This window comes from Tsukamurella sp. M9C, from assembly GCF_020169415.1.
Classification (GTDB): domain Bacteria; phylum Actinomycetota; class Actinomycetes; order Mycobacteriales; family Mycobacteriaceae; genus Tsukamurella.
The window spans coordinates 53,431-65,736 of sequence record NZ_JAIULG010000012.1 but is presented as its reverse complement, the minus strand read 5'-3'; the positions used below and the strand labels follow the sequence as shown (position 1 = coordinate 65,736).

Annotated in this window: 15 protein-coding genes; 6 read left to right on the top strand and 9 right to left on the bottom strand. The window is 71.4% G+C overall.

Annotated elements, in window-relative coordinates; all coding sequences use genetic code 11:
- Positions 1-89: 89 nt before the first annotated feature.
- The 3 genes from LB823_RS08690 to LB823_RS08680 are packed head-to-tail and all read left to right on the top strand — an operon-like array spanning position 90 to position 2,236.
- Entirely contained in the window at positions 90-1,670 is a 1,581-nt protein-coding gene (locus LB823_RS08690; RefSeq protein WP_224646500.1) for a hypothetical protein, read from the top strand.
- A gap of 60 nt (positions 1,671-1,730) precedes the next feature.
- Positions 1,731-2,006 (top strand): hypothetical protein, encoded by a 276-nt coding sequence (locus tag LB823_RS08685; protein WP_224646499.1) that lies wholly within the window; start codon positions 1,731-1,733, stop codon positions 2,004-2,006.
- Between the two features lie 20 nt (positions 2,007-2,026).
- Positions 2,027-2,236 (top strand): hypothetical protein, encoded by a 210-nt coding sequence (locus LB823_RS08680; RefSeq protein ID WP_224646498.1) that lies wholly within the window; start codon positions 2,027-2,029, stop codon positions 2,234-2,236.
- On the opposite strand, the gene era is transcribed toward LB823_RS08680, so the two are convergent.
- The 9 genes from era to hrcA all read right to left on the bottom strand — a co-directional run bounded on the left by era (position 2,233) and on the right by hrcA (position 10,420).
- On the bottom strand, positions 2,233-3,177 hold the full coding sequence (gene era, locus LB823_RS08675) for a GTPase Era (RefSeq protein WP_224646497.1): 945 nt from the start codon (positions 3,175-3,177) through the stop codon (positions 2,233-2,235). The genes LB823_RS08680 and era overlap by 4 nt on opposite strands.
- Positions 3,174-3,497, bottom strand: a complete 324-nt coding sequence (locus tag LB823_RS08670; RefSeq protein ID WP_224646496.1) for a cytidine deaminase — start codon at positions 3,495-3,497, stop codon at positions 3,174-3,176. The genes era and LB823_RS08670 overlap by 4 nt, the downstream gene beginning before the upstream one ends.
- Complete coding sequence (locus LB823_RS08665) at positions 3,494-4,816, bottom strand: hemolysin family protein (RefSeq protein ID WP_224646495.1); 1,323 nt, start codon at positions 4,814-4,816, stop codon at positions 3,494-3,496. The genes LB823_RS08670 and LB823_RS08665 overlap by 4 nt, the downstream gene beginning before the upstream one ends.
- A gap of 2 nt (positions 4,817-4,818) precedes the next feature.
- Positions 4,819-5,358 (bottom strand): rRNA maturation RNase YbeY, encoded by a 540-nt coding sequence (ybeY, locus tag LB823_RS08660; protein WP_224646494.1) that lies wholly within the window; start codon positions 5,356-5,358, stop codon positions 4,819-4,821.
- Positions 5,355-6,413 (bottom strand): PhoH family protein, encoded by a 1,059-nt coding sequence (locus LB823_RS08655; protein ID WP_255603186.1) that lies wholly within the window; start codon positions 6,411-6,413, stop codon positions 5,355-5,357. Before LB823_RS08655 ends, ybeY begins: the two co-directional genes overlap by 4 nt.
- A 112-nt stretch (positions 6,414-6,525) precedes the next feature.
- On the bottom strand, positions 6,526-7,245 hold the full coding sequence (locus tag LB823_RS08650; protein ID WP_224646492.1) for a S9 family peptidase: 720 nt from the start codon (positions 7,243-7,245) through the stop codon (positions 6,526-6,528).
- A 57-nt stretch (positions 7,246-7,302) separates the two neighbouring features.
- Positions 7,303-8,079 (bottom strand): 16S rRNA (uracil(1498)-N(3))-methyltransferase, encoded by a 777-nt coding sequence (locus LB823_RS08645; protein WP_224646491.1) that lies wholly within the window; start codon positions 8,077-8,079, stop codon positions 7,303-7,305.
- Positions 8,080-8,085: 6 nt separating this feature from the next.
- A complete protein-coding gene (gene dnaJ, locus LB823_RS08640) occupies positions 8,086-9,249 on the bottom strand; it encodes a molecular chaperone DnaJ (RefSeq protein WP_224646489.1) in 1,164 nt (387 codons plus the stop codon).
- Between the two features lie 136 nt (positions 9,250-9,385).
- Positions 9,386-10,420: a heat-inducible transcriptional repressor HrcA gene (hrcA, locus tag LB823_RS08635; protein WP_224646487.1), complete on the bottom strand. Its 1,035-nt coding sequence runs from the start codon at positions 10,418-10,420 to the stop codon at positions 9,386-9,388.
- 60 nt (positions 10,421-10,480) lie between these two features.
- Here hrcA and LB823_RS08630 point away from each other — a divergent pair, with 60 nt between their 5' ends.
- The 3 genes from LB823_RS08630 to LB823_RS08620 all read left to right on the top strand — a co-directional run bounded on the left by LB823_RS08630 (position 10,481) and on the right by LB823_RS08620 (position 12,295).
- Positions 10,481-10,834 carry a type II toxin-antitoxin system VapB family antitoxin gene (locus LB823_RS08630; protein WP_224646486.1) on the top strand — a complete coding sequence of 118 codons (354 nt, stop codon included), beginning with the start codon at positions 10,481-10,483 and terminating at the stop codon, positions 10,832-10,834.
- Positions 10,835-10,845: 11 nt separating this feature from the next.
- A complete protein-coding gene (locus tag LB823_RS08625) occupies positions 10,846-11,481 on the top strand; it encodes an SIMPL domain-containing protein (protein WP_224646485.1) in 636 nt (211 codons plus the stop codon).
- Positions 11,482-11,548: 67 nt separating this feature from the next.
- Entirely contained in the window at positions 11,549-12,295 is a 747-nt protein-coding gene (locus LB823_RS08620; RefSeq protein ID WP_224646484.1) for an SIMPL domain-containing protein, read from the top strand.
- Positions 12,296-12,306 lie beyond the last annotated feature (11 nt).

Here is a 12,306-nt window from a genome sequence, read left to right as displayed (position 1 = left end):
TCGCGACCTCTGGCAGACTCATGATCGAACGTCACGAGGAGATCAGCCATGTCGACATCCCCCGGAAAGGGCTCTCTGCCGAAGCACGCGTGAGCAGCCCGCACGAGAAGCCCAGCGGAGCGACTCTGCCCCTGCGGGTGAGCATCCCGAGTTGGATGATCGGCGACGGTTCACCGCCCCCGCCCGTCGTGGGCGAGATCGGTGAATACGCCATCGCCTTCCGCGAGGAAATCTCCTTCGATCCCTCCGACGCGGGCGTCACCGAGATCGCCGGCATCGCCGTTCCCGACGGTGCTCCGTCCGTGTCCGGCCGCGGCGACGACCGGCGGATGCGGTGGCCGACCAGGCTCCGCGGGGTCGGCTGGGAGGTCTCCTGGGGCGCCTCCCGCCCCGCCGTCGGGCCTATCCGGGTGCGGGGCACTGTGCACGCCGACTACGTCTACTTCGGGCGACCTGTTCGTGTCCGCGGGCGGATCCTGCGTGTGCAGATCGATTCGGTGCTGATGCGCGCCGACGAGGACCGCGACCGGTACGTCCCCGTGCCCGGGACGCTCCGCTATCGCGACGTAGAGGCCTGCCCACGGTGGTTCGGCGGACCGTCGGAGGCGATCACCGAGGACGGCGGGGTTCGGCAGGAGTGGGCGGTCATCGTCGATCTCGATCTCGCGGACGTCCCGCCGGCGACGCCCCGGCCGCGCGTGTGCCCCGATGCCGTCGCGGTCGACGGCGACCTGGTGTGGGTGATCGATCGCGAACTCCCGATCGTGCTGGAGCTCGACCTGGCCGACGAGAACGCACCGACGGAGCACCTCCTGCCCGGCGCGGTGACGACGAAGGACGCCTACAAGATCCCGACCGTGTGGGCCGCCGCGGGCGCGTGCTGGGCGTTCCGCTCCGATGGCGTCTTCCGCATCGCCGACGGCTCGGTCACACGGGTGACGACGTCGCCGGTGGACTCGGTCGTCGACGGCGGCGACACCGCGCTGATCGCCCTCCGCGAGGATCGGAACATCGTGCGGCTGTATCGGATCTGTGCCGCCGACGTAGTACTGGGCGACCCCGTCTACACGGGCGAAGCCCCGGAGTGGGGCGTGGCCACCGAATCCGGCTTCCTCCTGCTCACGTGCAACGGCGAGATAGCGCCCGAGGACCGGACCCACCGTCTGGTGCGCGTGGGCGAGGCGGGCGAGGTCACCGTCGGGCCCGTGCTCGACGACGTCGGCCCCAACCCCGACGGCTTCGGCGGTGCGCCGCCGCGCGTCTTCACCGGAGGCATGATCGGCGACCCGATCGCCCTCGACGTGCGCCCAGACCTCACCGTCACCCGCAGCGCCCGTACCGCCCCACGCTTCGGAAGCGTGCGGACCGTCGGAAACGACCTGTTCGTCGTCTGTCATCGGCCCGACGGCACCGGCGCCGCCGGTTGGTGGCCGCTCGACGGACCCTGCGAGTACCGGAGCGAGGAGCAGTTCTGGCTGCTCGCCCGCCTCGACGGAGACACCCTCGAACCGGTCGCCGTCGCGCCGATCCACACCACGCAGGTGTCCATCGCCCGCCACGGCGACGAGCTCCTGGTCGCGACCGGTGCGGGCCTGTTCCGGTGGCGTGGCACGGGCTACTCGGAGCTCAAGGAGATCCCGCTCGCCGCCCTCCTCGACGAGCACTCCTGAACCTGTCAGGGGTCCGGTGCACGATGAGCGCAGCACAGGATTTCTTCGGGGGGAGAGGTCATGACACCGGGATGGGCCACGATCATCGTGGGCACGGCCGCCGCGATCGTCGCCATCGTGACGATCGGTCAGAAACGGCTGGCCGACAATCGAAAAGAGTGGTGGACGCGGTTCCCATGGGCGATGTCGGCGACGTACAGCTCGGATCCGAACGAGACACTGGATGGCTGGGTGATCATCGCAGACCTGCTCCAATCCCGTCTGGCCACCCGGACCGAACGGAAACTCGCACTCTACGTTGCCCAGCGATCGAGCCTGATGGATGATGGAGACTAGCCGTCGGCAGGAGGCGAGCGATGAGAACCATGTCGGCCAGCGATCTTGCCATGCTCCGGCGCCGCGCAGCCGCCCGAACTGCGGTCGTGGGGTACCGAGTGCTGGGCGCCCCGGTCCCCGAGCGCCTCGAAGCCTTCGCGAACGGCCTCACCGACGATCCCGGCGAGCTGGATCTGGAGTTCCCGGTACGGGACCGTCGGCCTTGGTGGCGGCGCCTTCTGGGCGCCTAGAAGCCCAGGCGCCCCAGCTGCTTCGGGTCGCGCTGCCAGTCCTTGGCGATCTTCACGTGCAGGGACAGGAAGACCTTCCGGCCCAGCAGCTTCTCGATCTCGCCGCGGGCGGCGGTGCCGACGGCCTTGAGGCGGGCGCCGCCCTTGCCGATGATGATCGCCTTCTGCGAGCTCCGCTCGACGTAGAGCAGTGCGTGCACCTCGAGGAGGCCGGGCTTGCCGGTCTTCTCCTGCGCGGGCGTCTTCTCCCGCTCGACGACCTCTTCGATCACGACGGCCAGCGAGTGCGGCAGCTCGTCGCGGACGCCCTCGAGCGCGGCCTCGCGGATGAGCTCGGCCATCATCGTGTCGTCGTCGGTGTCGGTGATCTCGTCGTCCGGGTAGAACGCGGGGCCCGGCTTCATCTTCGAGGCCAGCAGCTGCACCAGTTCCTCGACCTGCTCCCCCGACGTCGCCGACACCGGGATCACATCGCTGTTCTCGCCGAGGAACTTCGACACCGCCAGGAGCTGCTCGGCGACCTTGTCGCGGCCCACCTTGTCGATCTTGGTGACCACGCCCATCAGCGGCGTGCGGGGCGCCATGTGCCGCACCTGATCGAGGATGAACTTGTCGCCGGGGCCGATCTTCTCGTCCGCCGGGATCGTCAGGCAGATCATGTCGACCTCGGAGTAGGTGTCCCGCACGAGGTCGTTCAGGCGCTGCCCGAGCAGGGTCCGCGGGCGGTGCAGGCCCGGGGTGTCGACGAGCACCAGCTGGCAGTCCGGCCGGTTGACGATGCCGCGGATCGTCGAGCGGGTGGTCTGGGGCCGCGAGCTGGTGATCGCCACCTTGGTCCCGACCAGCGCGTTGGTCAGCGTGGACTTGCCCGTGTTGGGCCGTCCCACGAAGCACACGAACCCGGACCGGAAGTCCTCGGGCGTCTGGATCTCTTCGGTCACGGGCGGGCCTCTCCACGCTCATCGAACAACGACACCGGAGCGTCCGGCGTCACCTCGTGCATCGCCGCGACGCCGGCATCGGATCCGTCGACGCCGCCGACCAGCACTGCCGCCTCGAAGCCCTCGGCACCGGAGCTCAGTGCCGTCGCGACGGCCACCTGCAGCCCCGTCAGCGTCAGGGACGTCAGGGCGACGGGCGCCCCGGCGTACGTGCGGCCGTCGAGGTCCCGGACCGCGGCGCCGTGCGCGGCGCCCGCCCGGGCCATCGCGCCGCGCGCGAGGGTCACCAGCTTGCGGTCCTCGTCGGATGTCTCGGTCACGCGGGCTCCTTCTCGTCGTTCGCGGTCGCGTCGTCGTCCGACGGTGCCGCCTCCTCGCCGTCGGCGCTGCGCACCAGGACCGTGGAGATCCGCACCCGGCCGCGGCGATCGGTGGCGCCCTCGGCCTCCAGCAGCAGTCCGTGCGCCTCGACCTCCGAGCCCGGCAGGGGCACGCGGCCCAGCGCCAGGCCGAGGAGGCCGCCGACGGTGTCGACCTCGTCCTCCTCGATCTCCTTGTCGAAGAGCTCGCCGAGCGTCTCCAGGTCGAGCCGGGCGGACACCCGGAACACCCCGTCGCCGAGCTCCTCCACCGGCGCGACCTCGCCGGAGTCGTACTCGTCGGTGATCTCGCCGACGATCTCCTCCAGCACGTCCTCGATGGTCACGAGGCCGGCGATGGAGCCGTACTCGTTGACCAGGACGGCCATGTGGTTGTTGGTGTGCTGCATCTCGCGCAGCAGCGCGTCGACGGGCTTCGAGTCGGGCACGAAGACCGCCGGGCGGGCCATGCGGCCCACCTCGATGGCGTGGCGATCGGCACCGTCGGGCAGGGCGACGAGATCCTTGAGGTAGACGACGCCCCGCACGTCGTCGACGTTCTCCCCGATGACGGGGATGCGGGAGTGCCCGGAGCGGACCGCGAGCCGGGTGGCCTGCGAGACGGACTTGTCGGCCTCGATCCACACCATCTCGGGGCGCGGCACCATGACCTCGCGCGCGGCGGTGTCGCCGAGCTCGAAGACGGACTGGATCATCTTGCCCTCGTCCTCGTCCACCACGCCGCGCTGCTGCGCGAGATCGACGAGCTCGCGAAGCTCGACCTCCGTGGCGAACGGGCCGTTGCGGTAGCCGCGGCCGGGCGTGATGGCGTTACCGAGCAGGATCAGCAGGCGGGTGATCGGGCCCATGAGGATCGCGATCGCCTGCAGCACCACCGCGGCCGAGCAGCCCAGCGTGTACGCGTGCTGCCGGCCGAGGGTGCGCGGCCCGACGCCGATCAGGACGTAGCTGACCACCGTCATCACGGCCGCGGTGACGACCGCCGTCGACACCGTGGACAGGTAGCGGTCGAGCACGAGGAAGACGAGGACGGTGGCCAGGACCTCGCACGCGGTGCGCAGGAGCACCACGAGGTTGACGTAGAGGGGCCGGTTGACGAGGACGCGCTGGAGGCGCTTCGCACCCGGACGGCCCTCCTCCACCAGGTCCTCGACGCGCGCCGGGGACACCGTGATCAGGGCGGAATCGATCGCCGCGAACAGACCGCCCAGGAAGACCAGGGCCACGACGCCGACGATCAGCAGGATCGACGAGGACACGCTCAGTCCCGCCGCCCCAGGAAGCCGGTGCGGCCGAGCAGCTTCTCGTCGCGCGCGGACTGGCGGGCGCGCCGCTCCTGGTCGCGCTGCTGCGCGTAGTACTCGGCGAGGATGCTGTCCTGGAGCGCGAACATCTCACGCTCCTCGTCGGGCTCGGCGTGGTCGAAGCCCAGCAGGTGGAGCACGCCGTGCACCGTGAGCACGTTGAGCTCGTGGCCGGTGGAGTGCCCGGCGGCGGTCGCCTGCTCCGCCGCGAACTGCGGGCACAGCACGATGTCGCCGAGCGTCGCGGGGCCGGCCTCGACCATGTCCGGGCGGCCGCCCGGGGTCAGCTCGTCCATCGGGAAACTCATGACGTCGGTGGGGCCGGGCAGGTCCATCCACTTCACGTGCAGATCGGCCATGGTGTCGAGGTCGACGGCGAGCATGTTCAGCTCGGCGCCCGGGTGCACGTCCATCGCGGCGATGGCGAACGCGGCCACCGCCACGACCTCCGCCTCGTCGACGTCGAAGCCCGACTCGTTGGCGAATTCGATGCTCATCGGCGTCCCGGGATGCGTCGCGCGCCCAACTGCGGGCGCTTGGTGGCTTCGAGCTGTTCCTCGAACTGGGCGTAGGCGTCCACGATCTCGGCGACCAGGCGGTGCCGCACCACGTCGGCACTGGACAGCTCGGAGATGTGGATGTCGTCGATGCCGCGCAGGATGCCCACCGCGGCGCGGAGGCCGCTGGTGGCGCCGCCCGGCAGGTCGACCTGCGTCGCGTCGCCGGTGACCACGATCTTCGAGCCGAAGCCGAGGCGGGTGAGGAACATCTTCATCTGCTCGGCGGTGGTGTTCTGCGCCTCGTCGAGGATGATGAACGCGTCGTTCAACGTCCGGCCGCGCATGTACGCCAGCGGCGCGACCTCGATCACGCCGGCGGCCATGAGCTTCGGGATCGCCTCGGGATCCATCATGTCGTGCAGCGCGTCGTAGAGCGGGCGCAGGTACGGGTCGATCTTCTCGTTCAGGGTGCCCGGCAGGAAGCCGAGCCGCTCGCCCGCCTCCACCGCGGGGCGGGTGAGGATGATCCGGCTGACCTGCTTGGACTGCAGCGCCTGCACGGCCTTGGCCATCGCGAGGTAGGTCTTGCCGGTGCCCGCGGGGCCCACGCCGAAGACGATGGTGTGCTCGTCGATCGCGTCGACGTACTTCTTCTGGTTGACGGTCTTGGGGCGCACCGTCTTCCCGCGACGGGAGATGATGTCGAGGGTGAGCACCTCGGCCGGCGACTCGCCGGAACCGTCGGTCATCATGCCGACGGACCGGCGCACCTCCTCGGGGCTCACGGCGACGCCGCTGCGCACGGCGGCGAGCAGCTCGGCGACGACCCGCTCGGCCAGTGCGACGTCGGCGGGGCGGCCGGACAGGGTGATCACGTTGCCGCGGGCGTGGACGTCCGCGTCGAGCACGTTCTCCAGCGCTCGGAGGTTCGCGTCCGCGGGGCCGAGAAGACCGAAGGTCAGCTCGATGGGGATCTCGACGGTGGACCGCGCCGGCGTCACGGCCTGGGCGGGGCTGTCGGAACTGGTGGGGTCTGGCACGCGGTGCGTCAATCCTTGTCTCGGCGGTGACCGCGCCTGACGGTGCGGATACGCCCAGTTTAGTACCGCTCACCCTCGGAAGGCCCGTGGGTTTCGCCGGGGGCGGATCCCGCACCGCGGCGGGTCACCGCGCGGCGAGCTCCTCGATCGCCGCGAGCGTCGCCTTGTGCCCCTTCGAGCCGGGCTCGAGGAAGTCGTCGTGGCCCTCGCCCTCGATCATCGTGAGCGTCGCGTCCATGCCGTTCTCCTGCGCCTGCGAGAGGAACCACTCGGACAGCTGGTAGGGCACCTGCTCGTCGAGCCGGCCGTGCAGGGCGCGCACACGGGTGGTGAAGGGCATCGCCGCGACAGGGCTGGCCTGCGCGAAGGTCCGCTTGATGAGCCGCTGGTTGGCGTTGGGCGCGAGGTCGAACAGCAGGCGCATCGACTGGTCGCCGTCGCCGCGCTCGATGAGGTCGAGGACGCCGCCGCGGGAGATCACGCCCAGCAGGTCCGGGCGCTGCGCGGCGGCCCAGACGGCCAGGGTGGCGCCGGCGCTGTGGGCGGCCACGATGTGCCCGGCGCCCTTGGCCAGCTTGTCGGTGCCGTAGTCGATCGCCGCGAGCACGTCGTCGCCGAGGATCGGCCACACCACCCCCGGCTCGCCGACGCGGCGGTACTCGACGTTCCACACCGGGTAGCCGCGGTCGTTGAGGTCCTTGGCGACCTTCGACTCCATCGTCATCGAGTACAGGTTCCGCCAGTAGCCGCCGTGCACCAGGGTGATCAGGGGCTTGTCGGCGTCGCCCGGGTAGAAGTGCCCGTGCTGCGATTCCTCGCTGCCGTAGAAGATGCGACGCGCCATCGTGTCCGAGCACTCCTTCGTCCCAGCCGCCGGCCGGCACCGCGCCGGTCCGGTCGATCAGTCCGGCGGCGTGCCGGACCATCTGTCGGTCATCACTCCCAGAGCACCCAGGGCGACGGCGGCCGCGGTGGAGGTCCGCAGCACCGTCGGGCCGAGGAGCGCGGGCTGCGCACCCATCCCGACCAGGGCATCCAGTTCCTCGGGGCTGATTCCGCCCTCCGGCCCCACCACGATAACGATGGTTCCGGTTACTGAGAAGTCAACCTCACCGAAAGGGACCGCCGAACCCTCGTGCAAGACAACTACATTCGCATCCATACTGGTGAGTAACGGAACGAGTTCCCGCGTGGTCACCAGGTCGTGGACCTCTGGAACGTACGCTCGCCGTGCTTGTTTCGCGGCCGAGCGGGCCACGGCGCGCCACCGGGCGACGCCCTTCTCGGCCTTGCCGGAGCCCTTGCCGCCGGACCCGCCACCGTCCCACCGGGAGACGCAGCGGGACGCCTGCCACGGGATGATCGCGTCGATCCCCGCCTCGGTGGCGAGCTCGACCGCCAGCTCGGACCGATCGGACTTCGGCAGCGCCTGCACCAGCACCACGCGCGGCGACGCGGGGGGCACCGTCCAGGTCTCGGCGCAGCGCACCGTCACGTCGGCCTTGCCGACCGCGATCGCGGTGCACCGGGCGAAGCCGCCGGCACCGTCGGAGAGGACGAGTTCCTCGCCCGTGCGGACTCGCCGCACGGCCGCGGCGTGCCGGCCCTCGTCGCCGGCGAGGAGGTACTCCTCCCCCGGCGCGGGCAGCGACTCCGCGAGGAAGACGGTGGCCGCCACCTGCGGCTACCGTCCGGCGAAGGTGTCGCGCAGGCGGGAGAAGATGCCGCCGCCCTGGTCCTGGCCGCCGCGACGGGCGGCGTGCGGGCCCTCGCCCGGGAAGAGCGCCTTGAGCTCGCGCAGCTTCTCGGTCTGCTTCTTGTCCAGCCGCGCGGGGACGGCCACGTCGAAGTGCACGACGAGGTTGCCGCGCACCTGCGAGTTGACCTGCGGCATGCCGTGGCCGCGCAGCACCTTGGTGTCGCCGGTCTGGGTGCCGGGGGTCACCTCGACGGTGAGCTCGCCGTCGATGACGGTGGGCACCGTGACCTCGGCGCCCAGTGCCGCGTCGAACATCGGCACCCGCGCGGTGACGTGCAGCGTGCTGCCGTCGCGGGTGAGGTACTCGTGCTCGGTCTCGGTGACCTCGACGTAGAGGTCGCCGGCGGGGCCGCCGCCGGGGCCGACCTCGCCCTGCCCCGCGAGGCGCACGCGCATGCCGTCGCCGACGCCGGCGGGGATCTTCACGGTGAGGTTGCGGCGGGTGCGCACGCGGCCGTCGCCGCTGCACTTGCTGCAGGGGTTCTCGATGACCTCGCCGGCACCCGAGCAGGTGGGGCACGGCCGCGAGGTCATGACCTGGCCGAGGAAGGACCGCTGCACGGACTGGACCTCGCCCGCGCCGTGGCAGGTGGGGCACGTCGACGGCTTGCTGTCGCCCTCGGTACCGGCGCCCTGGCACTTGTCGCAGAGGATCGCGGTGTCGACGGTCAGCTCGCGGCTCACGCCGTTCGCGCACTCGTCGAGGTCCAGCTCCATGCGGATCAGCGCGTCGTTGCCCTCGCGGACCCGGCCGCGCGGGCCCCGTCCGCCGCCCATGCCGCCTCCGAAGAAGGCCTCGAAGACGTCGCCCAGGCCGCCACCGCCGAAGCCGCTGAAGCCCCCGCCGCCGAAGCCGCCGCCGCCGGGCGAGCTGTCCAGCGGGTCGCCGCCCATGTCCACGACGCGCCGCTTCTCGGGGTCGCTGAGCACCTCGTAGGCGTCGGAGACGTCGCGGAACTTCTCCTGCGCCGCGTCGTCGGGGTTCACGTCGGGGTGCAGCTCGCGGGCGAGCTTGCGGTACGCGCGCTTGATCTCCTGGTCGGAGGCCTTCGAATCGACCCCGAGGATGCGGTAGTAATCACGTGCCACGTCTGCGAAACCCTCTAACGAAATCGGCGACAGTCAGCGGACCTGATCGGACCGCGCTCAACCCATGATTCCACCACACCGCCCGATCGGACCATTCGCGCAGGTCACCCCGCCGCGAATCATGCGCGGACGGGCATCAGCGCTCCCCGAGCACCTCGCCGACGTACCGCGCGACCGCGGCGACGGAGGCGATCGTGCCCGGGTAGTCCATGCGGGTGGGCCCCAGCACGCCGAGCCCGCCGAAGACCGCACCGGGCGCGCCGTACCCGGTGGAGACGACGGACGCGCCGCGCAGGTTCTCGTCCTGCGTCTCCGAACCGATCGCCACCGAGACCATGCCCGGCTGCTGCCGCGCGGTGAGCAGCTTGAGGACCACCACCTGCTCCTCCAGCGTCTCGAGCACGCTGCGCAGGGAGCCGGAGACGGCGTCGAAGTCCGAGGCGTTCCGGGTGAGGTTCGCGGTGCCGCCCAGCACCAGCCGGTCGTCGGCGCGCTCGACAAGGGTCTCGACGAGCACCGTCGACACCCGGATCACGGCATCGCGCAGGTCCCGCGGCGCGAGCGGCGCCAGGTCAGCGACGCCCATCGAGGCGTCGGGGATCAGCTTGCCGTGCACGGCGGCGCCGAACAGCTCGCGCAGCCGGGAGAGGTCCTCGTCGGAGGCGGGGCCGCCCAGCTCGACGAGCCGCTGCTCGACGCGGCCCGAGTCGAGGATGACCACGAGCAGCAGGCGCGTGGGTGCGAGCGCGACGACCTCGAGGTGGCGCACCCGCGCGGAGCTGAGCACCGGGTACTGGATGACCGCGACCTGCCGAGTGAGCTGGGCCAGCAGCCGCACCGACCGCTGCAGCACGTCGTCGAGGTCGACGCCGGTCTCCAGGAACTGGAGGATGGCGCGGCGCTCGGCCGAGGACAGCGGCTTGATCTGCGCGATCCGGTCGACGAACTGCCGGTAGCCCTTCTCGGTGGGGATGCGCCCCGAGCTGGTGTGCTGCTGCGTGATGTAGCCCTCGGCCTCGAGGACCGCCATGTCGTTGCGGACCGTCGCGCTGGAGACGCCCAGCTGGTGCCGGTCCACCAGGGCCTTCGAGCCGACGGGCTCCTGCGTCTCGACGTAGTCGGCCACGATCGCCCGGAGCACCTCGAAGCGCCGGTCCTCCGTCGTCGACATCGCGCCGTCCTTTCGAGTGTGAACTTCGAATGTCCAGCTTACGCGGGCTAGAGTCGAGCCGTGATCTTCAAGGGCGTACTCGACGGGAAGCCGTACCCCGATCACGGCCTCACCGCCCGCGACTGGTCGCAGATCCCGCCGCAACAGGTGCGGCTGAGCGCGATCGTCACCACCACGACGGTGCTGGCGCTGGACCGCCTGCTCTCCGAGGACTCCACCTTCTACGGCGACCTGTTCCCACACGCGGTCGAGTGGAACGGCGACCTCTACCTCGAGGACGGACTGCACCGCGCCGTGCGGTCCGCGCTGCGCGGCCGCGAGGTGCTGCACTGCCGCGTGCACGCGCTCCCACCCGGCACTCCGCCGCGTCCGGCATCCTCGGGGAGGCACGGCAAGCACGCCCGCCAGGACTGAGAGGACTCCCCATGTCGCGCATCATCCGCCTGACCGGGTCCGGCATCGCCACCGCGACCCCCGACGTCGTCATCGCCCGGATCGGCGTGGAGTTCCGCGCGGCCGACGTGGCCGGCGCCTTCTCCGGTGCGGGCGAGGCCGCCCGCGCGGTGGTCTCCGCGGTCCGCGGGGCAGGGGTGGCCGACGGCGACGTCGCCACGTCGAACGTGGGCCTGCAGGCCGTCGAGACGGGCCCCTGGGAGGACCGCCGGCTGGAGGGCTACGCCGCCAACGAGTCGCTCACCGTCACCATCCGTACCGTCGGCGACGCCGCCGCGGTCCTGCAGGCCGCCGCCTCCGCCGCGGGCGACGCGGCCCGGATCCAGTCCGTCACCTTCGCCCTGTCCGACGGTGCCGCCCCCGCCGCCGCGGCCCGCGAGGCCGCGTTCGCGGACGCGAGGGCACAGGCCGAGCAGTACGCCGCGCTGTCGGGCGACGCCCTCGGCGCGGTGCTCTCCATCTCCGACGACCCGTCGGCGGCGGGTCCGCGGGCCGAGGTGCACTTCGCGGCGAAGTCCGTCGCCGCGGCCCCCGCGGGCGGCCCCGCCATGGAGGCGGGCGAGCGCCACGTCACCGCGCGGGTCACCGTCGAATGGGAGTTGGTCTAACCGTCCGTTCGTTGCGGTAAGTGGCGATCCGCTGCGGTCACTGTCGCGCCCTGGCACCGTGGGGACCATGGCGAAGACGAAATCCACTGTGGCACGACGCGCGCGCATCGCGGGGGCGGCCGCGGTCGCGGTCGCACTCACCGTCGGGTCAGTGACGGCGTGCGGGTCGTCGAGCACCTCCAACGACTCCCCGCGCGAGATCACGGCCGTCGGCACCGGCGACGCCTCCGGCAAGCCGGACGTCCTCACCGTGGAGCTGGCGGTCCAGCACCAGGCGGGCGACGTGACGACCGCGCTCAACGACGCCTCGGCGAGCGCGCAGAAGGTGATCGACGCGGCCGGCGCCAACGGCGTCGACAAGAAGGACGTCGCCACCGCGAACGTGCGGGTCAATCCCCGCTACGGCACCGACCGGCAGATCACCTCCTACGAGGCGACGCAGTCGCTCACGGTGAAGGTCCGCAAGCTGGAGACCGCGTCGAAGCTGCTCGGCGACCTCGCGACCGCCGGCGGCGACGCGACCCGGATCAGCTCGGTCGGCTTCGACATCGAGAACGACTCCGCCCTCAAGGCGACGGCCCGCGACAAGGCCTTCGCGGAGGCCAAGTCCCGCGCCGAGCAGTACGCGAAGCTCTCGGGCGGCAAGCTCGGCGAGGTCCGCACGGTCACCGAGGGCGCGTCCGCCCGGCCCACCACGACCCGGCAGTTCTCGGCCCCCGACTCCGCTCCGGGCGTCGCCGCCGCACCCGTGCCGATCGAGTCCGGCGAGCAGTCGCTCACCGTGACGGTGACGGTGGTCTTCGCGCTGTCCTGACCGGTCTCGCA

Coding starts and splice junctions, on each gene's coding strand:
- LB823_RS08685 (WP_224646499.1), top strand. CDS start 1,731: ATGACACCGGGATGGGCCACGATCATCGTGGGCACGGCCGCCGCGATC.
- LB823_RS08680 (WP_224646498.1), top strand. CDS start 2,027: ATGAGAACCATGTCGGCCAGCGATCTTGCCATGCTCCGGCGCCGCGCA.
- LB823_RS08620 (WP_224646484.1), top strand. CDS start 11,549: ATGGCGAAGACGAAATCCACTGTGGCACGACGCGCGCGCATCGCGGGG.
- LB823_RS08650 (WP_224646492.1), bottom strand. CDS start 7,245: ATGGCGCGTCGCATCTTCTACGGCAGCGAGGAATCGCAGCACGGGCAC.
- hrcA (WP_224646487.1), bottom strand. CDS start 10,420: ATGTCGACGACGGAGGACCGGCGCTTCGAGGTGCTCCGGGCGATCGTG.
- LB823_RS08625 (WP_224646485.1), top strand. CDS start 10,846: ATGTCGCGCATCATCCGCCTGACCGGGTCCGGCATCGCCACCGCGACC.
- ybeY (WP_224646494.1), bottom strand. CDS start 5,358: ATGAGCATCGAATTCGCCAACGAGTCGGGCTTCGACGTCGACGAGGCG.